The 21,409-nt window shown below is 70.6% G+C and carries 19 protein-coding genes and 2 pseudogenes; 12 read left to right on the top strand and 9 right to left on the bottom strand.

The features are described from left to right. Positions 1-785: 785 nt before the first annotated feature. Positions 786-1,109, bottom strand: a pseudogene (locus tag CED_RS07630) (transposase); the annotation flags it as partial. Between the two features lie 270 nt (positions 1,110-1,379). Here CED_RS07630 and CED_RS07625 point away from each other — a divergent pair. Both CED_RS07625 and CED_RS07620 read left to right on the top strand, forming a co-directional pair. Then, a complete protein-coding gene (locus tag CED_RS07625) occupies positions 1,380-2,225 on the top strand; it encodes an IS5 family transposase (RefSeq protein ID WP_035909581.1) in 846 nt (281 codons plus the stop codon). Continuing rightward, positions 2,123-2,971: a transposase family protein gene (locus CED_RS07620; RefSeq protein WP_255361096.1), complete on the top strand. Its 849-nt coding sequence runs from the start codon at positions 2,123-2,125 to the stop codon at positions 2,969-2,971. Before CED_RS07625 ends, CED_RS07620 begins: the two co-directional genes overlap by 103 nt. A gap of 524 nt (positions 2,972-3,495) precedes the next feature. Here the strand turns inward: CED_RS07620 and queF are convergent. The 7 genes from queF to rsmI form a co-directional block, all read right to left on the bottom strand. Further along, entirely contained in the window at positions 3,496-3,867 is a 372-nt protein-coding gene (queF, locus tag CED_RS07615) for a preQ(1) synthase (protein ID WP_051868720.1), read from the bottom strand. Between the two features lie 77 nt (positions 3,868-3,944). After that, a complete protein-coding gene (locus CED_RS21430; RefSeq protein ID WP_011437763.1) occupies positions 3,945-4,811 on the bottom strand; it encodes a 16S rRNA methyltransferase in 867 nt (288 codons plus the stop codon). Continuing rightward, on the bottom strand, positions 4,808-5,182 hold the full coding sequence (gene queD / locus CED_RS07605) for a 6-carboxytetrahydropterin synthase QueD (protein WP_011437762.1): 375 nt from the start codon (positions 5,180-5,182) through the stop codon (positions 4,808-4,810). Before queD ends, CED_RS21430 begins: the two co-directional genes overlap by 4 nt. Next, the gene (gene queE, locus CED_RS07600; RefSeq protein WP_011437761.1) at positions 5,182-5,820 is read right to left on the bottom strand and encodes a 7-carboxy-7-deazaguanine synthase; all 639 of its coding nucleotides are present in this window, start codon (positions 5,818-5,820) and stop codon (positions 5,182-5,184) included. Before queE ends, queD begins: the two co-directional genes overlap by 1 nt. Position 5,821: 1 nt before the next feature. Then, positions 5,822-6,532 (bottom strand): 7-cyano-7-deazaguanine synthase QueC, encoded by a 711-nt coding sequence (queC, locus tag CED_RS07595; protein WP_011437760.1) that lies wholly within the window; start codon positions 6,530-6,532, stop codon positions 5,822-5,824. 2 nt (positions 6,533-6,534) lie between these two features. Beyond that, positions 6,535-7,671 (bottom strand): tRNA guanosine(34) transglycosylase Tgt, encoded by a 1,137-nt coding sequence (locus tag CED_RS07590; RefSeq protein ID WP_063613414.1) that lies wholly within the window; start codon positions 7,669-7,671, stop codon positions 6,535-6,537. Between the two features lie 36 nt (positions 7,672-7,707). After that, complete coding sequence (rsmI, locus tag CED_RS07585; protein ID WP_023842148.1) at positions 7,708-8,586, bottom strand: 16S rRNA (cytidine(1402)-2'-O)-methyltransferase; 879 nt, start codon at positions 8,584-8,586, stop codon at positions 7,708-7,710. 831 nt (positions 8,587-9,417) lie between these two features. Here rsmI and CED_RS26090 point away from each other — a divergent pair. From CED_RS26090 to CED_RS24640, 4 genes and pseudogenes are all read left to right on the top strand, one after another. After that, positions 9,418-9,900 (top strand): annotated as a pseudogene (locus CED_RS26090) (radical SAM protein); the annotation flags it as partial. Between the two features lie 805 nt (positions 9,901-10,705). Beyond that, the gene (locus CED_RS07580; RefSeq protein WP_011437757.1) at positions 10,706-11,170 is read left to right on the top strand and encodes a carboxymuconolactone decarboxylase family protein; all 465 of its coding nucleotides are present in this window, start codon (positions 10,706-10,708) and stop codon (positions 11,168-11,170) included. Position 11,171: 1 nt separating this feature from the next. Next, the gene (locus tag CED_RS07575) at positions 11,172-12,191 is read left to right on the top strand and encodes a Gfo/Idh/MocA family oxidoreductase (protein WP_011437755.1); all 1,020 of its coding nucleotides are present in this window, start codon (positions 11,172-11,174) and stop codon (positions 12,189-12,191) included. Beyond that, positions 12,188-12,988, top strand: coding sequence for a class I SAM-dependent methyltransferase (locus CED_RS24640; protein ID WP_011437754.1), 801 nt, complete (start codon positions 12,188-12,190; stop codon positions 12,986-12,988). The genes CED_RS07575 and CED_RS24640 overlap by 4 nt, the downstream gene beginning before the upstream one ends. Before the next feature lie 110 nt (positions 12,989-13,098). Here the strand turns inward: CED_RS24640 and CED_RS07565 are convergent, their stop codons facing one another. Beyond that, positions 13,099-13,899 carry an Rmt family 16S rRNA (guanine(1405)-N(7))-methyltransferase gene (locus CED_RS07565; RefSeq protein ID WP_235186948.1) on the bottom strand — a complete coding sequence of 267 codons (801 nt, stop codon included), beginning with the start codon at positions 13,897-13,899 and terminating at the stop codon, positions 13,099-13,101. Positions 13,900-14,074: 175 nt separating this feature from the next. Here CED_RS07565 and CED_RS07560 point away from each other — a divergent pair, with 175 nt between their 5' ends. The 6 genes from CED_RS07560 (at position 14,075) to CED_RS07535 (ending at position 21,397) form a co-directional block, all read left to right on the top strand. Beyond that, a complete protein-coding gene (locus CED_RS07560; protein WP_035909484.1) occupies positions 14,075-15,541 on the top strand; it encodes an FAD-binding oxidoreductase in 1,467 nt (488 codons plus the stop codon). Positions 15,542-15,543: 2 nt separating this feature from the next. Then, on the top strand, positions 15,544-17,400 hold the full coding sequence (locus CED_RS07555; protein WP_011437751.1) for a radical SAM protein: 1,857 nt from the start codon (positions 15,544-15,546) through the stop codon (positions 17,398-17,400). Continuing rightward, positions 17,397-18,731 (top strand): aminotransferase class III-fold pyridoxal phosphate-dependent enzyme, encoded by a 1,335-nt coding sequence (locus CED_RS07550; protein WP_035909482.1) that lies wholly within the window; start codon positions 17,397-17,399, stop codon positions 18,729-18,731. The genes CED_RS07555 and CED_RS07550 overlap by 4 nt, the downstream gene beginning before the upstream one ends. 61 nt (positions 18,732-18,792) lie before the next feature. Next, positions 18,793-19,530: an APH(3') family aminoglycoside O-phosphotransferase gene (locus tag CED_RS07545; protein WP_160172372.1), complete on the top strand. Its 738-nt coding sequence runs from the start codon at positions 18,793-18,795 to the stop codon at positions 19,528-19,530. Then, positions 19,530-20,276 (top strand): PIG-L family deacetylase, encoded by a 747-nt coding sequence (locus CED_RS07540; RefSeq protein WP_051868712.1) that lies wholly within the window; start codon positions 19,530-19,532, stop codon positions 20,274-20,276. Before CED_RS07545 ends, CED_RS07540 begins: the two co-directional genes overlap by 1 nt. Then, positions 20,273-21,397: a radical SAM protein gene (locus CED_RS07535; protein ID WP_160172371.1), complete on the top strand. Its 1,125-nt coding sequence runs from the start codon at positions 20,273-20,275 to the stop codon at positions 21,395-21,397. The genes CED_RS07540 and CED_RS07535 overlap by 4 nt, the downstream gene beginning before the upstream one ends. Positions 21,398-21,409: the final 12 nt, after the last annotated feature.

The raw sequence follows: 21,409 nt of genomic DNA, 5'->3' as shown, positions 1-21,409 counted from the left end.
CCCTCGGCAGAGACATCGTCGCAGGCGCAGGCATCCACATTGACATCGAGCGCGTCACCCTGGCATGGCCTCGGCATGGGGCTGTTGCGTTGTGAGGGGTAGGGCATACGAGGCTCTGGCCGGCCGGGCGGTCAGATGGCGCGGGCGAGCTCGGTGAGAACGGGCGACAGTATCGGGTGAGAATCGGCCTCGACGTCGAGTTCGTCGTAGCCGCGGCGGATGTTCTGGACTAGCCTGAGTTTCCTAGCTGGCGAATAACTTATCCTCTTTGGCTATGATCGACGATCTGGTGTACGCCGGTCGACCTGCACCGTTGCGTGGCCAGATCGGTGCGATTATGGCTTCAAAGGGTGTATTGTCCATATTGTGGCGTCGATCATCAAGAAGCGGCGGGGCGACCGGGTGTACCTGTGATCAGGACCGGCGGACGTCCATGGAGACCGGCGAACAGGCTGCCGATGATCTCATAATCCGTCGGTCGTGGGTTCGAGTCAGGCCTCTTCCAGCCAGTCGCCGCCGTGAAGCTCCGCTAACGAGGCCGTCAGCGCCTTCTGCGCATCGTCCTCGGTGGGAAATGGGCCCCTGACGGCCCGCCGCCGCGATCGCGGCAGATGCCGCCACCACGGGGTTGGGAACCTCGCCGGGCGCGGACGCCCGGCGCTGCCTGTGATGTTCGCGGCGGTCTCGGTGCCGGAGTAGTTGGGAACCTCGCCGGGCGCGGACGCCCGGCGCTGCCCGCGGACTCACATGTGGCCTCACCTGGTGTGAGGAGTTGGGAACCTCGCCGGGCGCAGCCACGGGCTGACGTCCACACCCAGCACGATCCGGCCGTCGGCGGCCCGCGGCAGCGGCAGCCCGGCCAGCGCGCGGCGCAGCCGGCTGATCTCGACCCGGCCGTGGTTGATCGCGCCGTACAACGCGCCGTGCCCTCGGCGGTGCTCCGCTGCCGGCGACAGGCCGACCAGGTCACGGACCGGGCCGTCCGCGCACAGCACGGCGTCGGTGAGCTCGAACAGGGCATCCGCCCGCCGGGTCAGACAGCCATAGAACTCCTGGCGGAACCGACACAGCACCCCAAGGTGCTCGACGATGGGGACATCGTGGGCCAAGCTGTCCTCCACGGCCTTCTGTCTGATCACGGTGTCTTTGGTGAGAAACCAGGATCAACAGGAGGCCGCTTCACGTCACGGCGACACGCCGGCCCACCCCAAACCACCAGCGACTATCACACAGAGTGACACCCGAAGGTTAAACGACAAGCTGAGAAGGTGTTTGAGAATGCCCGCTGGTGACGGTGTGTGATCTTCCGGGGTGCGCGATGGGGGTGCACTCGTCGGATCATGGCCGGGTGGGGGTGGCTGGGGGCTGACGGTGGACGGATGGCGCATGCTCACCGTCATCGGTATCCGTCGGATCTGTCGGACTCGCAGTGGGCTCTGGTCGGGCCGTTGCTCCCGCCGCCGGCGGCGGTGTGCCGGCCGGAGAAGCATGATCGGCGTGATCTGGTGGACGCGATCCTGTATGTGGTGCGCTCGGGGTGTGCGTGGCGGGCGTTGCCGTCGGACTATCCGCCGTGGCAGACCGTGTACTACTACTTCGCCCTCTGGCACGATCTGGGTGTCACCGAACGTGTTCACGACGTGCTGCGGGAGCAGGCCCGCCGGGCGGAAGGACGCGATGTCGAACCGTCGGCGGGGATCATCGATTCCCAGTCGGTGAAGGGCGCCGACACCGTGCCCGCCTCCTCCCGCGGCTACGACGCCGGCAAGAAGGTCAACGGTCGTAAGCGGTTCATCGCTGTGGACACGATGGGACTGCTGCTGGCCGTGCTCGTGGTCCCGGCCAGCACCCATGACACCGCCAGTGGCCGGCAGCTCCTCCTCGACAGTTTCTTCGCCGGCCGGCGGCTACGGCTCGTATTCGCCGACGCCGGGTTCGCGGGNGTCTTCATGGACTGGGCCGCCCGGATCCTGACCCTCNCCCTGCAGGTGGTGCGCAAACCCGCCGGGCAGAAGGGCTTCTCCGTCCTGCCACGTCGCTGGGTCGTCGAACGAACGTGGTCGTGGATCACCGGCTACCGCCGGCACGCCCGCGACTACGAACGCCGCCCCGACCACGCCGAATCCCTCATCCGCTGGGCCATGATCGCCACCATGGTCCGCCGCATCGACCGGCGCACCCCCGCCCAGCGGCCCGGACCCCGACCGCTACAGAGAATCATCTAAACGACGATCTCAAACACCTTCTGACGGCGCTGCTCGCCGACGACCGCGAACGCCACGGGAACTGGCGCAAGGTCCCGGCCCGTGACCAGGCACTTCTTGCCTTGGCCCACCTGCGCAACGGAGACNCCTACNCCCGCCTCGTCGAGGGATTCCAGGTCGGGGTGGCCACTGTGTGCCGCTACGTCCACGAGGCCGTCGCGCTGCTCGCCGGCCGTGGCCGGACCCTGCTCGCCGCCGTCTGGGCCTTCGCCTGGTGCCGGAGCAACTTCCTCATCCTCGACGGCACCGTCATCCGCATCAACCGGATCCGCGCCCACAACAGGCTCTACTACTCCGGCAAACACAAACACCACGGCGTCAACCTCCAGGGCCTGATGGACCCCTACGGCCGGATGATCTGGATCTCCGACGGACTGCCCGGATCCACCCACGACATCACCGCCGCGAGGTCCCACAACATCCTCCACCTGATCAACCAGGCGGAGACGATCTACCTTTACGCCGACAAGGGCTACGTCGGCGGCGAGAGCGAACAACTCCTCACCCCCCGCAAGAAACCCCAGAACGCCGAACTACCCGACGCCGACAAGGAGAAGAACCGCAGCCTCTCGGCCACCCGCGCTGTCGGCGAACGAGGATTCGCCGTCCTCAAGAACTGGCATGTCCTCGACCGGTACCGCGGCTGCCCCCGCCGCGTCGGCACAATTTCCCAAGCCATCCTCGTCCTGACGCACGAAGGAATTTAGGAGAACCGAGGATGGAAAACGCTCATGGCACAGCGGCTCCTTTGGAAGAAGGCGGCGGGGATTGCCTTCGGCCCGGCGTCGGCCCGACGAAAGGCAGTTCTGAGCCAACTCCGACGGGCTGGCTTTTTCCCTGACAGGTGTGGCGAAGCCGCTGACATGCCACTTTTCTCTGGCCGTATGGGTCGGCACGGATTCTGACGGAAGACTGGTTTATCAGCTGACGTGTGGGGGTGTCAGCGACGAGGGGAAGATGTTCATCCGGGCGCCGTTCCGGCCATGTGGCTCAGAAGGAGAAGCCGCTGGCGATCGTGGCGTCTCCCACGCCGCGATGCCGACGGCGGTCCGCACCCCCGGGCAGTGACCCTGAGTCCGGAGGCGAAAACGCGGCAGCCGTCGACCAGGGTGACCGCGCTCCGCGCGGGAGGCACTCCGGGCAGGAGCGCCGTCCGACGAACACGGTGCGTGCCGTCGTAGGGGCGCTGGTGAGCTCGGCCGAGGTCCAGGACCGTCCGGCAGGGGCGGGGTCAGGCCTCGCGACGGTAGGTGCTGGAGGCCGCCAGCGCGATGCCGCCCCGGGCGTTGAAGTTCACGGTGACGGTGAGCTGCACCGGAGCGAGCGCGGCCACCAGATCGTCACGTATCAGGGTGGCCAGGTGTTCGTGGAAGATCCCTTCCTCCCGGAAGGTCTCCAGGTAGAGCTTGAGGCTCTTGGTCTCCAGACCACGCCCGCCCGGCCGGTAGTCGATGCGGATCGTCGCCCNGTCCGGCTGGCCGGTGATCGGGCACCGGCAGGTGAACTCCCGGCAGTCGATCCTGATCTCCTGCGAGGTGTCGTCGATCGGGAACGTCTCCAGGGACCGGTCGGCCTTCGCCTCCGGGTTGCCCAGCTTCGTCAGGGCCACTGCCGCATCACCGACGCTCCCTCTCCCGTNCCCGCACNCCGGCACCGCTGACGAGCATAACCCGCCGATCCTCAGCCCTGGTGCGCCCGGGTCGGGAGCGCCTCGGGCGACGACATGTCCTGCGGCGACCGGCCGAGGACGACCAGCTCCTCGGTGCTCAGCCGCACCCGGTCCACCGACCAGCCGCGCCGGTCGGCCAGCCGCTCCAGCTCCTCCTGCATCGGCGGCGCGAAGACGGCCGGCCGCCCGTTCATCGCCCGGGTGGGGAAGGAGACGGCGACGTGCCGGGCGTCGACGGTCTCGACCAGCCGCAGGCCGCTGCCCCGCCGACGGTCCTCCAGGCAGTGGTAGGTCTTCAGCAGCAGTGCCAGATCGGCCCGCGGTGGGGGACCCTGGGCCACCACGTCGTGGTGGACCACCCAGCCCTGCGGATGCACCATGGCGAGGAAGGCGTTGCCGATCTCGACGAAGTCGGCGTTGAGGTCGTAGCCCGTGTACGTGGCGTCACAGGTCTCCAGCAGCCAGGGGACGGTGAGGACGTTCAACGCACAGGCGATGTCGACAACGGTGTCCGGGGCGGGCAGGATCGACAGCAGCGCGGGGTAGAAGTCGTCCAGGTCGGCAAGGCGCTCGGCGGTGGAGACGTGCCGGGCCAGCACGGCCCGGCAGCCGGCCTTCAGGGCCTGCGGATCGCCGGTCGGCAACCGTGCCACCTCGCGGCGCAGCACCGCTGTCCGCCCGCTCAGCAGGTGCAGGGCGGCGACCCGGTGCAGCCGCACCCGGGCCCGGTGCTCGACCGGGCCGGTTCCCCCGGCGCTCGCCTCCTGCTCCACGACATGGGCGATGGTCTCGGGGTGCACGCCCCGGTACTTGGCCGAACGGGCGATCCGGGCGGCGGCCGCCGCCACGGCCTCCTGGTCGGCGCCCGGCGGGGTCACGCCGGTGTCCGGTCCGGCTCGTCACCTCGGTAGATGCACCCCGACGTGCAGGTCTCGCGGACGGTGACCGCGCTCAGCGGGAGCTCGCCGGCCAGCCGGTCCCAGATCCACCGGGCGAGGTTCTCGCTGGTCGGGTTGTCCAGGCCCGGCACCTCGTTGAGGTAGCGGTGGTCCAGCTGGTCGTGCAGCGGAGCGAACGCCGCCCGGAGGTCGGCGAAGTCCATCACCCATCCAGCCCGGGGGTCGACCGGGCCGACCACCTGGATCGCGATCCGGAAGGAATGCCCGTGCAGCCGGGCGCACTTGTGACCCTCCGGCACCTCCGGCAGGCGGTGCGCGGCCTCGAAGGTGAACTCGCGGAAGATCTCCATCAGCGGATCCCCAGGATCTTGTGGGTCTGAATGCTGAGCCTCCAGCGTGGGTGGGCCAGGCAGTAGTCGAGCGCCGCCCGGGTGTTGGCCTCCCGGTGCGGCCCGTCCATCGGCTGCAGCAGGTGATGGCCGAACTCCAGGCCGGCGAACAGCTCCGGTCCGGCGCCGGGCTGCGGGAAGACCAGTTTCAGCTCGTCACCGGTGGTCAGCCGCAGCGGCGCCCCCGCCTTGGGGGACACGCACACCCAGTCCAGCCCGGCCGGCGCCGGGCAGGTGCCGTTGGTCTCGACGGCCACTTCGAAACCTCGTGTGTGCAGGGCGGACACGGCCGGGGTGTCGAGCTGCAACAACGGCTCACCGCCGGTGCAGACCACGTAGGGCAGTGCCCCGGGGGCATCGGACGGCCACCGCGCGGCCACGGCGTCGGCCAGGTCGTCCGGGGTGTCGAACACGCCGCCGTCGGGGCCGTCGGTACCCACGAAGTCGGTGTCGCAGAACTGGCACACCGCCCGGTGACGGTCGCGTTCCCGCCCGGTCCACAGGTTGCACAGGGCGAACCGGCAGAACACCGCCGGGCGGCCGGACCGCACGCCCTCCCCCTGCAGCGTGTAGAAGATCTCCTTGATCCGATAAACCATGTCAGCCCCCCGCCGGGTCAGGGACTCCCACCTCGGTGAAACCACGCTCCCGCAGCGAGCAGGAGTCGCACCGCCCACAGGGCCGGCCGTCCGGCCCCGGGTCGTAGCAGCTGTGCGTCAGCCCGTAGTCAACCCCGAGCGAGAGACCAAGGCGAATCGTGTCCGCCTTGCTCAGGTGCATCAGCGGGGCATGGACCGACAGGGTGCGCTCACCCGACACGGTGGCCTTCGTCGCCAGGTTGGCCATCGCCTGGTAGGCGGCCAGGTACTCGGGACGGCAGTCCGGGTAGCCGCTGTAGTCGACCGAACTCGCGCCGATGAACACGTCCCAGGCACCCGCGGTCTCGGCCAGGGCCAGCCCGAAGGACAGGAAGATCGTGTTCCGGGCCGGGACATAGGTGACCGGGATCTCCTCCGCCGTTCCGGCCGCCGGGACGGCGATGGTCGGGTCGGTCAGCGCCGACCCGCCGAAGACCCCCAGGTCGATGTCGACCACCACATGCCGGACCACCCCGAGCGCGGAGGCCACCCGCCGGGCCGCGGCGAGTTCGACCTCGTGCCGCTGGCCGTAGCGGAAGCTCAACGCGTGGCAGGCGAATCCCTGCTGGTTGGCGATGGCGAGCACGGTTGCCGAGTCCAGCCCCCCGCTCAACAGCACCACCGCGGCGGGTCGGGGGTCCGTCCCTCCGACCGCGCCCCGGGTCGGGTTCACCGTCACGTGTCGTCGTCCCCAATCTCGGCCGGGCCGGCTGCCAGCGCGCGCCCGCCCGCCCGCAGCTGCTCGATAAGTCGAGTGTAGAAGCGCAGGTTGTGCAGCGTGGCCAGCCGGTCGGCCTGCCCGTCCCTGACCCGGAAGAGATGGTGCAGGTACGACCGGCCGTACCGGGTGCAGGTGGGGCAGTCGCAGGTGGGACAGATCGGCTCGTCGATGCGATGGTTGCGTTCGTCCAGGATGTGGACGTTCTGGTAGAACGACCCGTCGGCGGCCAGCGGGGCGTTGTTGAAGGCGTACAGGCGACCATGCCGTGCGTCCCGGGTGGGAATGGTGCAGTCGAACACCCACCGGCGATCGATCTGGCACAGCGCCACGAGATGCTCGGGTTTGCCCACCCCGAGCGCGAAGAGCGGGGCCTCGGGCGGCGTGGACGCCGAGAGCAGGGCGAACATCTCCCGTTCGAGCACGCCGTTGCCGTCCAGGGGCCAGCCGCCGAAGCCGAACCCCTGCGCGCCCGCCTCCACCAGGGCTTCCACGCAGCGCTTGCGCTGGTCGGGATCCGCACCGCCCTGCACCACACCGACCAGCAGCGGCGGGTTCTCCAGCCGGCGCTGCCGACACTGGAGATCGAAGGCGGTACGGGNGTCGCGGAACCAGCGGATCGTGCGGTCGACCGAGGCCACCACCTCGGCCGGCGAGTCCTCCGGACCCGTGCAGTCGTCGAGCGCGATGACGACGCCCGAGCCCAGCCCGAACTGCCACTCGATCACCCGCTGCGGGGTGAGCTCGACCTTCGTGCCGTCGGCAGGATTGCGGAAGACCACCCCGCCGGGGCGGATCGCGCTGTGCTGCCCCTGCCGCCGCAGCAGGGACAGCACCTGGAACCCGCCCGAGTCGGTGACCACCACGCCGTCCCAGGCCATGAAGCGACGCAACCCGCCGACCCGCTTCACCGGCCTGACACCGGGCCGCTGGGCAAGATGGAAGGCGTTGCACATCACCGCCTCGATCCCGACCTCGCGCAGGTCACGGGGATCCGTGCTGCGCACCGCCGCCCGGGTGCCATCCGGCAGGAACGTCGGTAGCTCGACCGTCCCGTGCGGCGTCGCCAGCACGGGAGCCGGCACAACAGGCATGACGGGCGGACTCATCCTCGGCATCTCAGAACCAGTCTAGTCGGCCGGTCCACCCGCGGGCGGGCAGGTACCGGACCGGACCCGGCCCTCGGCCTCCCCGACCAGTGCGTACACCTGGTTGCGCGGCAGGCCGGTGACCTCACGGACCACCTCGCGGGCCAGCCGGGCACCCGCTCCGTGCCGCAGCATCGCCTCGGCGACGCGGTCGGCCAGCTCCGTCTCCCCGGCGGCGGCCCGCGTCCCCGCCCCCTCCACGACCACCGTGAACTGCCCGCGGACCGGCTGCTCCCCGGCCAGCACGGCACGGACCTCGTCGAGCGTCCCCCGGATGAACTGCTCGTCCGGCTTGGTCAGGTTGCGTGCCAGCGCCGCCCGCCGCTCACCCAGCACGGCGGTCAGGTCGGCCAGGCACTCGGTCATCCGGTGTGGCGCCTCGAACAGCACCAGGGAGGCGTCGAGACCGCGCACCTGCTCCAGGGCCGCCCGGCGGGCGGCCGGTCGGCGGGGCAGGAACCCGAGGAAGTGGAACCGGTGTACCGGCAGGCCGGATCCGACGAGCGCGGTGACCGGCGCGCTGGCCCCCGGCAGCGGGCGGACCGGGATCCCTGCCTCGATGGCCGCGGCGACCAGGCGGTAGCCGGGGTCGTTGACCAGCGGGGTGCCCGCGTCCGACATCACGGCGACGTCCGCGCCCTCCTGCAGCAGCGACAGCAGTTGGGGACCCCGCTCCTGCTCGTTGTGGTCGTGGTAGCTGAGCAACCGGGGCGACGTCCCGAGCGGCTGCAACAGGCGCCGCGCGTTGCGGGTGTCCTCCGCCGCGACCACCGGGACCTGCCGCAGCACGTCGACGGCTCGGGCGGTGATGTCGCCGGGGTCCCCGATGGGCACCGGGACCAGATAGAGCGTGCCCGGCACGGTGGCACTCCTCTCCGGCCCGACTCCGCTTTTCTCCGGCCCGACTCCGCTTTCCGGCCCGACTCCGCCGCCGACGCGGCGGCGCCGCGTTCCTGCGTCGGCCATCCTAGGAGCGCCCTGCGGATCCTGCCCTGCCGGGGTTGCCCGGGACGGGGCGTGCACCTCGAGCACCACACCGCCGCGCGACGCGGGTCACCCGCGACGCCCGCACGACCAGGCCGGGCCGGGCGTCAGGACCGCGGCGGTCGTCTCCCATGACCGCCGGTGTGACCGCCCCCACAGGCCGCTCCCGCCCGTAGCGCCGCCCGCCCCGGAGGGGCCGGATGACAGAAAGACGACAGCACGACGGGGGACGGCAGCCTCACAGGTAAGGGACGTGACGNTCCGTGAGATGGCTTCCCGAGCCCGGGCCGGCGACCGGCCCCACACCGCACTCACGCTCCGTCACGACATGATCGGCCCCGTCCGCCGCGCGGGTCACACCGGGATCGCCGCCGCCCGGCGCCGACCCCGCCGCCCCACAACCCCNCCCCNTCCCACCCCTGACCGCGAAGACCCGACCTGACCAGCGCAAACAATGGCACGGGCAACCCGCGGCCCGACCGGCGGCGCCGACACGGGGAGTTCCCCGTCGTTTCCTGAAGCGGATCGGCGCCTCAGTACCTCCGCGTACGACCCGTGCCTGATCCCGGACAATCATGCCCTCCACAGGACCCCGGCAACGCAGAACTGGTTGCTACGCCAGTCACAGTTCCNCCTCAACGTCNCCCGCCGTCGTCGCGGATGAAGCCGGTGAGCCACAGTTGACCAATCTCGCCATGTTGTCCTACAGTGACGCAATCGTTGCCGGGAGACAACCCTGCTCTCCACCGACAGTTCCCGACGGCGTTCCCGCACTTGTCGAGATCGCTCGTTCGCGGCCGAATCCGCCCAGGTAAAAGCAATGGGTTTGGGGGAATTTTGGAACAGGTCTATCCGCATACCGGGGTGTGCTACACCTACGGGAACCACGAGCGCGTGTACCTGATCTACACCTATGCCTGCAACGCGACCTGCGCACATTGCCTGGTCCAATCGAGTCCACATCGCCGGGAGAGGTTCGACCTGGCCACCGCGATAGAAATCCTGCGGACGGCAGCCAGGTTCGGTCGCAGGTTCCTCGACCTGGGCGGCGGCGAGATCATGCTTCATCCGGAGGACACCTGTGCGCTCGCCCGCGCCGCCACGGATCTCGGGTACTACGTCTCCCTCAACACGAACGGCTTCTGGGCCCGCACCCCCGAACGCGCCCGTACGCTCGTGAGCCGTCTCCAGCAGGCCGGGGTCCAGGCGATCTTCCCGAGTGCGAGCGCCTTTCACCTGCCGTTCGTGCCGGTCGAGCGGCTGCGCCACCTCCGCCGGGCCTGCGCCGACCTCGGCATGGTGCACGAGCTGAGCTGGGTGGCCTCCCACCTGCCCGACGTGGACGCCCAGCTGCTGGACGACCTGGACCTGGGCGGTGAGACGGTCTACCCCAACAGCCTGACCACCGAGGGCAACGACCCGGAAGTCATGGCGGCTCTCACCAGGCACTACAGCCGGTTCACGCCGGACCGGCTCCCCGACTGTGGAAGTCTGCAACTGGGCGTCAACCCGCGCGGGCATGTGATAGCCACCTGCGAGATGACCAATCTCAACGAGAAGTTCCGCGGCACCGCACTGTTCATCGGAGATTTCACCCGGACGCCGTTCGAGCAGCTCCTGGAAGCCGAACGGGACACGGCCGTGCTGCAGTTCCTCTATCATAACCCGCCGGCCGCGCTGCACGATCTGCTGCTCGCCGATCCGCAGGAAGGCGGGGGATACCGGCACCGGTATGCGGATCGCACCTATCACAGCGTCACGGACTACCTCGCCGACCTGCTGCGCGACGAGAACGTGCCGGCCGCGGAGCGCGCCATCGCCCGCGCGTCCGATACCCGCGCGTCCCATGCCAGCGCGTCCCATGCCAGCACAGCGGTTCCCGGCAGGTTCCACCCGGTGATCTCCCGCGCGTCCCCACGTCTAGACCCCGCCGGGAACCGCCGGCCCGCCGGTAATCCGCGATCCGATTCAACGCCTGGTCGAGAGGAATTCATCGATGGCGGAGAAAACGCTAACCTCCAGCTCTTTTCGTCTCCGTGTGGACCTCCTGGCTCCCCACATCATGTCGGCCATGGAGGCTTTCGACGCCGCCACCGACAAGGTCAGCCTGCCGGCCTCGCTCCTGGAACTGGTCCGCACCCGGGCCTCCCAGATCAACGGGTGCGCCTTCTGCGTCGGCGCCCACAGCCCGGCCGCCCTCGAGGCCGGCGCGACCCAGAAGCAGCTGCTGGCCCTGCCCGTCTGGCGCGAGTCGCCGCACTTCTCGGCACAGGAACGTGCGGCGCTGACCCTCACCGAGGCCATCACCCAGATGGACCGCCGGCCGGTCACGGACGAGATGTGGGGCGAGGTCTCGGTGGTCCTCACCGAGGTGGAGCTGGCCGAACTGGTCTGGGTGATCGCGGCGATCAACGTCTGGAACCGCGTCGCCGGTACCGCGCGTCCCTGGCCAGTGGCCTGACATGCGGATCGGACTCGTCGGGGCCGGCCGAATCGGCGCCGTGCACGCCCGCACGCTGGCCGACGACCCCCGGGTGGACGAACTGGTCATCACCGACGTCGACCAGGAGCAGGCCGCCCGCGGGGCGAGCGCGGCCGGGGCCCGGGTCGCGGCGGATCTCGAGGCGCTGATCGCCCTCCGCCCGGACGCGGTGGCGATCGCCTCTCCCACCGACACCCACGCCGACATCGTCCTGCGGTGTTGCGCCCTGGGCATTCCGACCTTCTGCGAGAAGCCGGTCTTCCGGGAGCTAAGCGTCGGTGAACGCGTGGCCACCGAGGTCAGGCTTTCGGGGATCCCGGTGCAGGTGGGCTTCCAGCGCCGGTTCGACACCGGGTTCGGCAACGGGCGGGAGGCCCTGAGATCCGGTGCCCTGGGTCAGCTGCGGCGCGTGCACATGGTCACCGCGGATCCTCAGCCGCCGCCGTTCGACTACGTGGCGGTGTCCGGCGGCATCCATCGTGACTGCCAGATCCACGACTTCGACGCCCTGCGCTGGGTGAGCGGACGCGAGGTGGTCGAGGCGTTCGCCGCAGGTGCCCGGCGCGGCGCCGAGTACTTCGGTGACGTCGGCGACGTGGACGAGACCGTGGTGCTGCTGACCCTCGACGACTGTTCCCTGGCCACCCTGCAGGCGTCCCGTTACAACGGGCACGGCTACGACGTGCGGATGGATCTGGCCGGAACCTCCGCCAGCATCTCGGTGGGCCTCGACGCCCGGGTGCCGCTGCGTTCGGTCGAACCCGACGGGCCGGTACCCGCCGCGCAGCCCTGGTCGTCCTTCATGGACCGGTTCGCCACGGCGTACCGGGCCGAGATGGAGGCGTTCGTGACCATGGTGAGCACCGGCGGTCCCAGTCCCTGCACGCTCGACGACGCCCTCGCCGCGCTGCGCATCGCGGAGGCGGTGACCCAGTCCCGTCTCCGCCGCCGCCCGGTGGCCCTGGAGCACGCGACGCTCACCGCACCGGGAGCCCGATGAGCGTCATCGGGGGGCTCGCCCTGGACGAGGAGGCGGTGTTCGCCGACTTCGCCGCCCGGGTACCACTGGCCGGAGCGGACGTGGTCGAGATCGGTGGGTCTCTTCCCCCCCACCACGCACGGGCCTGCGACGTGGCTTCCTGGGTCGCCGTCGACCCCCGTCGCCCGGCCCGGGGGGACGCCCGGGACCGGTACCGTGTCCTGCCCGTGCCGGCCGAGCAGATGCCGGTACCCGACGGCGGCGCGGACGCCGTGTTCTCCAGCAACGCCTTCCAGTTCGTGGACGTNCCCGCCGTGCTCGCCGAGGTCCACCGGGTCCTGCGTCCCGGGGGCCTGCTGTACGCGCACTTCGGCCCGATCTGGAGTGCGGTGGACGGGCACCAGCTCGAGTACGTGCGCTACCGGGAGCAGGACCTGCTCTTCTGGCGCGACACCCTGTTACCGCCCTGGGCCCATCTCGCCTACTCCCGGGACGAGCTGCGGGCGTTGCTGGCCAGTGCACTGCCTGCCGACCTCATCGATCTCCTGGTCTGGCACGTGTTCGACAGCGACACCGTCAACCGGATGTTCTTCGAGGACTACGTGCAGGCCGCGCTCGGGTCCGGTCTGGACTGGGTGCAGGTGAGTGCCACGCACGAGCTGGACTACCGCCTGGATCTTCCCGCCTTCGACCCGAGCCTCCTGCGCACGGTCGACCCCGGGCAGCTCGCCGCCCGGTGGTCCGCCCGCCGCGGCGCCCCCACCCGCCCGGGTCCGCGGGACGTCCTCATGGTGCTGCGTCGCCCGGAGGACCGGTGACCATGGTCGGTGGACCTGTTCCGAGTACCGGGAGACCGCCCGGGGGCCGTGTCTGCCGGGCCGATGCCTGCCGGGTCGATCCGGCCGCGGGCCGGGAAATCCCCGGCCGGTCACCTGCGCACGATGTAGATGAGCTCGTTGGCGATCTCGGCCTGGTCGAAGGTCCAGCCCCGCTCGGCCGCCTGCGCCTCGAAGGCGGCCGAGTACGTCTGGAACATGCCCTTCGAACGCTGCCCCAGCGATCTGGTCGGAAAGCTCACCACCACGAACGGCGACCTCAGCGCGTCGACGAGTTCCCAGCCGGCGCCGGCGCGCTGGCGCTCCAGCAGGGGCAACGTCTTCAGCACCAGCGTCACGTCGGCGTGCTGCGCGGGCACGGCACCCGACACGAGGTCGACCACCTCGACCCGGTGCTCGACCTCCAGCAGGTCCAGCGCCCGGTCCAGGAACTCCATCTGCTGGGAGTCGATGTCCGAGGCCAGGTAGGTGGTCTGCGCGGGCAGGCCCATCGATCCGAAGGCCAGCGGGTTCAGACCGCAGGCCAGATCCTGCACCACGGCCGGCGTGGGAACGGCGCCGAACACCGCGGCGTAGAACTCCCGCAGGTACGGAAGCCGCTCACGGGTGGAGGCGTGCACCCGCATCGCCCGGGACACGGCCGCCGCGACGGCGTCCGGATCCCCGCCCCCGACCGCCGCACCGATGTCGCGCAGCAGCCCCGGGTAGCCGGGGGCCCGCTCCGGCAGGTAGGCGCCGTAGATCTCGTGCAGCGACCGCTTGGTGCGCTTCACCGCCTCCGGCTCGTCCCCCCGGGAGGCGACCAGGGCACGCTCGGCGAGACGACGCACCGTCTCGGGGGCCACCGCCCCGTACCTGCGGCTGCGGGCCACGGTCTCCCGCNCCCGGTCCACTGCCTGCTCCTGCGAGCCCACAGGGGCCGAACCGCCACCGTCACGGACCGCCACTGTTCTCCCTACGCCGGCTCCCGGTCGCCACCGGTCAGCATAGCCGCGGCCCACATGATCCCCCGCCGGGACCCGACCGGTACGGACTGGTGAGAAGTGTTGCGCGAGAGGAGCAGAAGTCATGGGCGATCCGTCGGCTNCGTGTGATGTCGTCGTCGTCGGTAACGGTTCGGTCGGCATGTCACTGGGACTGGTGCTCGCCCGTCGGAGCCTCAGGGTCGCGGTGGTCGGCGAGTCCGCACGGCCGTGGGCCGCGTCGGCGGCTGCCGGCGCCATGAACGGGTGCTTCGGGGAGGTCACCCCGCAGCTCCTGCGCAGTGAGGTCGGCCGGCTCAAGCTGGAGATGGACTTCCGCGCCACAGCCCTGTGGACGGACTGGGAACAGGCCCTGCNGGAGGAGTCCGACGAGACCGCGATCCGGACCGCGCACGGCACCACCGTCATCCTGAACACGATCGGTGTCCACGACATCGACACCGGCGGGTACGAGGCGATCCGGACCGCGCTGGAGGAGNACAANGAGCCCTACGAGGAGGTGGATCCGGCCTCGCTCGACTGGCTCGATCCGGTCCCCACCTCCCGTCCCCTGCGGGCGATGCACATCCCCGGCGAGCACGCCGTCGACAGCCCGGCCCTGCTGACCGCTCTGGAGACGGCGATCCGGCGCCGCGGCGGCACGCTGATCGACGACCTCGTCACCGAGGTGGTCGTCTCCGCCGGCCGGGCCACCGGAGTCAGGTTCGCCTCCGGGCGGAGCGTGGCGGCCGGACAGGTGGTGCTCGCCGCCGGGGCACACACCACCGGGCTGCTGGACTGCCTGCCGCCGGACGTCCGCGCCCTGATCCCGCCGGTGGTCGCCGGACGGGGGGTCGCCCTGATGGTCCGCACCGTCACCGGGGCGATCCCCACCGGGGTGATCCGCACGCCCAACCGGGCCTTCGCCTGCGGTCTGCACGTGGTCCCGCGCGGCGACGGCCTGATCTACCTGGGGGCCACCAACGAGGTCGAACGGCACCCCGGCACCTCCGCCGCCATCGGCGAGCTCAACCTGCTCCTCGGTGGCACCCGGCAGTTGCGCGCCGACCTGAACGCCGGCTGGGTCGAGCGCACCCTGATCGGCAACCGGCCCATCCCGCTCGACGGTTTCCCGCTGCTCGGTTCGACCGGTCTGGCCGGGCTGTGGCTCATGACGGGGACCTACCGGGACGGGCTGCACCAGTCACCGCTACTGGCCACCCACATGGCGGACCTGATCCTCGACGGCCCGGGCGCCGTGGGGATGGACCTGTCCGTCTTCACCCCGATCCGGCCACCGATCCAGGCGATGACCCGGGACGAGTGCCTGGCGACCGCCGTCCTGCACACCATGGGGACNGCCTACGAGCACGACTGGAAGATCATGGAGGACTGGCCTCCGATGATCGAGGAGCATTTCCGCTCCGCCTTCACCACCATGCTGGACCGCATCGACTCGGCGTTCGTGCCGCCCCCGGAGATGCTCTTCTTCGCCGACGAGGACATCCACGAACTGTTGCTGTCGTACTACGCGGCCCATGAGAACGCCGCGACGCCCGCCGAGGATCGGTAACCATGACCTGGACGCCCGCCGAGGGGGCCCCTCGGATACTTCTGATCAAACCGCCGATCCGGGCCTGCATGATCGAGATCGGTCGACACATGCCGATCGGCCTGGCCTACCTGGCGTCCCGCCTGCGTGCGGCGGGCATGCAGGTCGACATCTTCGACGCGCTGGCCAACACCGAGGACAACCACGTGGTCGACCCGGCCGACTACACGGCGGCCGACCGTGCCAAGGTCGCCGCACATCCGCGCTGGGGGCACCTGGTCCACTGGGGCGCGCGCTGGGACCGGCTGGAGCAGCAGCTACGCCGCGGCTACGACCTGGTCGGCGTGTCCTGCATGTTCACCCCGTACTACGAGCCGGCCTACGAACTCGGTCGGCTCGCCAGGCGGATCCTGCCGCACGCCCGGGTCGTGCTCGGCGGTCAGCACCCCACGGTCGCCTTCCAGCACGCCATGACCGAGCCCGCCTTCGACGCGCTGGTGCTGGGCGAGGCCGAGTCGAACGTGGTCGAGATCGTGCAGGCCCTGCTGGACGGAGCGCCCCTGACCGGGCTGGCCGGCGTGGCCTACCGCTGCGGCACCGGCCTGTGCGGGTGTCCGCCGGGCGGCCCTGGCGTCCACGTGCAGCCGCGTACCGAGTTCCTCACCGATCTGGACGGCCTGCCCCTGCCGGCGGTCAACCTGCTCGAGATGAGCAGCTACGACTCCACCGCGACGCTGATCACCAGTCGCGGCTGCCCCTTCTCGTGCTCCTTCTGCACGGTGCACGCCACCGTGGGCAGGAAGTTCCGGGCCCGCAGCCCGCACAACGTCGCCGACGAGATCGAGCACTACGTGACCGACCACGGCATCCGCCGGTTCTTCGTCGAGGACGACAACTTCACCTTCGACGTGCCCAGGGTGCGCGAGATCTGCCGCGAGATCACCCGCCGTGGGCTGGACGTCGAACTGCACCTGCCCAACGGGATGACCGTGGTCGACCTGGACGGCTCCCTGGTGGACGACATGGTGTCGGCCGGGTTCCGCAGCCTGTTCCTGGGCCTGGAGACCACCGACCCCGTCCGCCTGCGCCGCATCCGCAAGGGTTTCACCTCGCTGCAGAAGGTCAACGACGGTGCGGCCCTGTTCCGGGAACAGGGGGTGGACGTCGGCGCCTCGCTGATCGTCGGCCTGCTCGGCCAGGAGTGCAGCGAGCTCGCCCGCGACTCGGTCAACCTCATGCTCGCCGGGGTGCGTTTCTGGACCAACCCCTTCTACCCGATCCCCGGCTCCCCCGACTTCGAGCGCTGCCTGCGCACCGGACTGATCACCCCCACCACCGAACTGGCGCTGTACGACCAGTTCAACTTCGCCATCGGTTCGGACCGGCTCAGCCCGGCCGAGCTGTACTGGGCCTGTGTGGTCACCCAGGCGATGGCCCAGTGGACCGGCTATCTCCTGGAGGGGGCGCACGCGCGCCGCCGGGGAGCCGCGGCGACCACCGAGCAGGCCCTGGAACGGCTGGTCCAGCACAGCGGTGACCTGTTCGGCCCGCACGGCGAGCTCGAGGTCCCGGCGGTGCCGGTGGCGGTCGACCGGCAGACCGTGCGCGTGCATCCCGACGGGTGCTTCCACAGCATGCAGCGCCTGGACCCGGCCCGGCTACCGGCGGACTCCTGCACCTTCACCGGGGACGTCATCGCCGCGGCCGTCACCCTCCACACGGGTGTCGCGCACGGTGGGCGTCAGAACGCCGGGACCGGTTCCCCCTGTGCTTTCACCATCAGCACGACCTTGGCCGATCCGGTCGGCGCCGCGGTGGCGGCCACCGTGCTCACCGAACTGGAAACGGCGCTGACAACGAACATGGAGGTTCTCGGGTGACTGCGCTGACCAACCAGGAGACGATCCAGCGGGCCCGGCGGTGCACCGCCGCGGAGGACTACGACATCGGCACCCGGTTTCCCTCGGTCTTCGTCTCGGCCCAAGGTTCCTGGATGGAGGACGTCGAAGGTCGGCGGATCCTCGACGTCACGGCCGCCAGCGGTGCCCTCCTGCTGGGCAACCGCCATCCGCGGGTGGTGGAGTCGATCACCCGTTGCATCGCCGAGCACGGCACCGTCTTCGCGAGCACCCTCTCGCTGCCCCGCATCGAGCTGGCCGAGCGACTGTGCGAGCGCTACCCGGCCGGGGAGAAGGCCGTGTTCAGCAAGACCGGGTCGGAGGCGACCACGGCGGCCATCCGCCTGGCGCGGGCCGCGTCCGGACGCGACGTCATCCTCACCTCCGGCTATCACGGCTGGCACGACTGGCACCTGTCCTACCTGCGCATCGGCTATGACGCGGGCAACCGGATCGGCTGCTTCGGCTACAGCAGGCACGCCCTGGCCCGGATGCTGGACGCGTTCGGCGACGACGTGGCCGCGGTGATCGTCACACCGGAGCCGGCCTGGTTCGACGAGGAGTACTACCGCGGCCTGTCGCGGCTGTGTGCCAGCAAGGGCGTCCTGTTCATCATCGACGAGGTGATCACCGCCTTCCGGTGGGGGGTGCGGGGGCTGAACGGGACCGGGAACGTCCCGGCGGATCTCATCACCATGAGCAAGGGCCTGGGCAACGGGCACTCGATCTCGTCGGTGGTGGGCCGGCGGGACGTGATCGACGCCTACGACNCCGCNGGGGTCGCGGGCACGTACNCCCGTGAGGTACCGCCGATGGCCGCCGCCCTGGCGGTGCTGGACGAGATCGACGGCACGCAGGCCCATGCCAACGCCGAACGGCTGGGCGGGGTCCTGCGCGACGGGATGCGCGACGTCCTCGCCGCGGTCGGTATCCCGGCCGTGGTCGCCGGCCCGCCGATGATGTTCGACGTCGTGATGCCCTCCGAGCAGATCTCGTGGGACGTCTACCGGGCCGCCTTCGACCACGGCGCCTACTTCGAGGACAGCGGGACCCACATGGTCACCACCGCCTTCACCGACGCCGACGTGGATCATGCCCTGGCCGCCTTCGAGAAGGGCGCCCGCGAGGTCGCCGAACGGCACACCTTCGAGGCGGACGCGCTGTCGCCGGAACGCCTGGCCCAGTTCCGCGCCGAGGCGTTCGGCGGTGAGCTCGACGACGAGGTGGTCCGGCAGCGCATCGAACAGACCGTGCAGGCGGTGGTGGAGCGGGACCCGGCCCTGGCCCGCCGGCTGGATCCGNCCTGTGGTTGAGGCTCCGTCCCGACCCGTCGCGGCACCGGGACCCGGCCCGGACCGGGCCTGGGCACACGTCGTGACCCGCTCCTACGGCACCCGGGTGTACCGGCTCGACGGGCACTACCTGAAGTCGGCGCCGCGACGCGGGCGCGAGGACCATCGCTTTCAGGCCGAGGCCGAGGCCGAGCGGCTCTCGTGGCTGGCCCGGCAGGGGATTCCGGTTCCCGAGGTGGTCGACGTCGGCGCCGACGAGACGCACATGTGGCTGGTCACCCGGGAGGTGCCCGGGGTCCCCGCGGCGGGACCCTGGCCGGCGGACCGGCTCGACCGGGNGATCGACGCGGNGGCCGAACTCGTCCTCGCCTTGCACGGCCTGCCCGCCGCCCGGTGTCCCTTCGACCGCACCCTGCGGATCACCCTCCCGGCCGCCCGGCACGCCGTGCGGACGGGCACCGTCGACCTGGNCGACCTGGAACCACGCCACCGCGGCTGGAGTGCGCAGGACCTGCAGCGGGAACTCGACGCCACCCCGGCACCGGAGCAGGAGCAGCTCGTGGTCTGTCACGGCGATCTCTGCCTGGACAACGTGCTGCTCGACCCGGACACCCTGGCCCCGACCGCGCTGCTCGACGTCGGCCGCTGCGGTGTCGCCGACGTGTGGCTGGACCTGGCCGTGGCGGTGCGCAACATCGGCGAGGAATGCACCCGCTGGGGCTACGGTCCGGGCCACGCGGCCCGGTTGCTGGCCCGCTGCGGCCGACAGCCCGATCCCGTGCGCGAGCACTACTACCGGCTCCTGGACGAGTTCATCTGATGGGGTCGACGGTGCTGCTGGTGTCCCCGCACCCGGACGACCTCGCCTGGTCCGTCGGTGCGACCGTCGCCACGCTGGCCGGCGCGGGACACGACCTGCACGCGGTGACCGTCTTCGGGCGCAGCCGCTATGCGCCGGGGTCGGCGGCGCACGGGGACGCCGCCTCGGTCACCGCGCTGCGTACGGCCGAGGACGCGGCGTGGGCCGACCGGCATGCCGGCGCCGCCCTGGTGTCGTTGCGGCTACCGGACGCCAGCCTGCGCGGGTACACGGACGACACGGAGATGGGTGCTGCCGCCGACCCCGGGCTGGTCCGCCGGGTGGCCGACGGGCTGGCCGCGCTGGCGGCCGCCGTGCGGCCGCGGTTCCTGCTGGCCCCGATGGCCGTCGGCGGCCATGTCGATCNCGAGGTGGTCCGCCGGGCGGTGGACGCGGTGGCCCCCTGCCTCGTCCCGGAACCCTCGGTGGTCTGGTACGCCGACCTGCCCTACGCCGCGGCGACCGGCCCGGCGCCGACGCGGGCCGGGACCCTCGTGGCGGCCGGTCCGTACCGGCGGGCCATCGAGCGCGGGGNGCTGTACTACCCCTCCCAGCTGCCCGGCGAGCACCTGCCCGTCCTGCACCGGTACCTCGCGGCGGAAGGCGGTGAGCGGCTGCGCACCGACGAACCATGGGCGACCGAGGCCCTGGCCAACCTGCTCGGTCGAGCGGACCTGTCGGACACGAGATTCGGAGCCCAGCGATGATTCCACTGACCCCGGTGGTCAGGACCATGCCCCGGTACGTGACGGTGTTCGTGAACTGGTCGTGCAACCTGACCTGTCGTGAGTGCTGGATGTACGGGGACTCGGCCGCCGAGAGCGGCTGGCTGGCGGACGTCCGCCGCGACCAGATGAGCCTCGAGATGTGGACCGCGCTGGTCGACGAGCTCGCCGCGGACACCGGCACCCCGGAGACGACCTACCTGACCATGATGGGCGGCGAGCCGCTCATGCACGATCACGCGGTCGAGCTGATGCGGATCGCCAAGGAACGGCTGCCGTCCTGCAACCTGGACATGAGCACGAACGGCACGCTGCTCGACCGGCATGCGGCCGGCATCGTGGCCAGCGGCATCGACGACGTCTACCTGTCCGTCGACGGCCCCTCTCCCGAGGTCAACGACCCCATCCGCGGGCGCAACGCCTTCGGGCGGGCCATGAGGGGCCTGGCCGCCCTGCAGGAGGAGACGCGGCGCGCCGGCCGGGGGCCGAAGGTCGCGATCAACTTCGTGGTTACCGGCATGAACTACACCCACCTGCCCGAGATGGTCCGGCTCACCGAACGGCTGGGCCTGTCCGAGATCACGGTGGGCCTGTCGAGCTTCTTCACCCGCACGGAGGGCGAGGGTTCCCGGGCCGCCTTCGAGGCCGTGACAGGCCGGCCCTTCCTGTCCTGGGCCGGGTACTGCAACGAACACCAGCACNCCGACCTCGATCCGCAGCGGCTGCGCGACCTGCTCGACGAGGCGATGAACACCTCCGACTCGGTGTCGGTCCTGGTCCCCCCCGTCCGCTACAGCAACGAGGACAAGAGCAGGTTCTTCACCCCCCGGTGGCACCAGACCGTCCGGGAGCGGACCTGTGTGAAGCTCTGGGCCCAGACCACGGTGCTTCCCAACGGCCAGGTCGTGAGCTGCACCACGTTCGCCGACACGGTCATGGGGTCGCTGCGGGACGGATCCCTGCGGGAGGTGTTCCACGGCGAGACCTACACCCGGATGCGGGAGACCCTCCGGCAGGGGCTGCAGCCGATCTGCTACCGCTGCTGCGAGTTGAACATGGACATCGACGTGGACCCGACCCTGTACGACGCGGTGGCCCGGTGAGCGATCTGACGA

Origin of the sequence: Frankia sp. CeD, from assembly GCF_000732115.1 — a bacterium.
GTDB classification, from domain to species: Bacteria; Actinomycetota; Actinomycetes; order Frankiales; family Frankiaceae; genus Frankia; species Frankia casuarinae.
The sequence above is the reverse complement of the archived record's forward strand: the minus strand, read 5'-3'. Positions and strand labels throughout refer to the sequence as shown.